Origin of the sequence: Paenibacillus sp. 598K (assembly GCF_003851045.1) — a bacterium.
Taxonomy (GTDB): Bacteria; Bacillota; Bacilli; order Paenibacillales; family Paenibacillaceae; genus Paenibacillus_D.
The window spans coordinates 1-1,159 of sequence record NZ_BFBX01000266.1 but is presented as its reverse complement, the minus strand read 5'-3'; the positions used below and the strand labels follow the sequence as shown (position 1 = coordinate 1,159).

The 1,159-nt window shown below is 48.5% G+C and carries 1 protein-coding gene; it reads left to right on the top strand.

Going from position 1 to position 1,159, the window contains the following annotated elements:
* Window positions 1–44 precede the first annotated feature (44 nt).
* Window positions 45–1,046 (top strand): tyrosine-type recombinase/integrase, encoded by a 1,002-nt coding sequence (locus tag PA598K_RS34985; RefSeq protein ID WP_128661294.1) that lies wholly within the window; start codon window positions 45–47, stop codon window positions 1,044–1,046.
* The last annotated feature ends 113 nt before the right edge of the window (window positions 1,047–1,159 follow it).

The following is a 1,159-nucleotide window of genomic DNA, read 5'->3' as shown; positions in this document are numbered from 1 at the left end:
CAATAATAGTTGTGCGACATCTAAGACAGCAGGAGGAATGCAAAATGAAAGCTTCGGCATTGGTCCCAAGAGACAAATCACTTGCTCCCAACCTCATGACAAACAACGATTTTCAGTACAATGACAGTCAAATTATTCAGATGTTTCTGGCTAGTTGCAGCGGGTCGGAACACACATATAAAAACTATGTCCGGGCCATCGAACGGTTCCGGGCATTTCTCAATTACATGCCTTTAAGGGAGGTGAGCTGGCGCGAGCTTGAAGCTTTTAAGCTTCATTTATCGAATCTTCGCACGAGCAAGGGCGACGGGGAACAACCGAAGAAGCTGGCGCCAGCCACGATTGCCGCGTGCATCGCGCCGTTAAAATCCTTTTACAAATGGGGGAGCGACCCCAACATAAACGTGTTCGCGCAAAATCCGGCGACGCGCCTGCGCCTGCCCCCGGTCCCGGTAACGAGCAAGCGTCATTACCTGACAAGGAACGAAGTGGGGCTTGTGTTGGAGGAGCTTCAAAAGGGCGGTATGCGTAACTATCTCATCGGTCTATCCTTGGTTTTATTAGGGTTGCGCGTGTCAGAATTGACCGCGATCCGGTGGAGGGATTTTTATTCCGACATTGCCGAGACGGGTGTCTGGGTGACGATTACGAGAGGAAAAGGGAATAAGGAAAGGGAAATCAAAATTCCCCGGCAGCTGTGGTTGCTGTATGTGGAATACGCCCGGTCTCTGTCTGAACAGAATGAGCCGTCGCCAGAACTGGTTCTATTCCAGCTCTCTACGAGGCAGATTGAAAGAATCATTAGCCAGGCGGCCATCGACAGCAACATCTCCAAAAAATTAACGCCTCACTGGCTTCGACACACGAACGCTACGCTCGCTTTGCTCCATGGAGCTACCTTGCAGCAGGTTCAAGTGACCTTGGGACATTCCCATATTAATACGACTCAGCGTTATCTCCATACCGTGGACCAAATAAAGAAAACCGCGCCAGATTTTGTGGAAGAAAGCTTAAATGAGTTTTTGAAGTATCCTGCACATGGATAATTAGGCCCTAAGACCCCATTTGCGCTAGCACCCTTGCATATGTAGTCTTTTTGTCCTATACTTATGACGAATAAAACCATATTTTGCCGATTTATGTCGCACAACTATTATTG

Coding starts and splice junctions, on each gene's coding strand:
- PA598K_RS34985 (WP_128661294.1), top strand. CDS start 45: ATGAAAGCTTCGGCATTGGTCCCAAGAGACAAATCACTTGCTCCCAAC.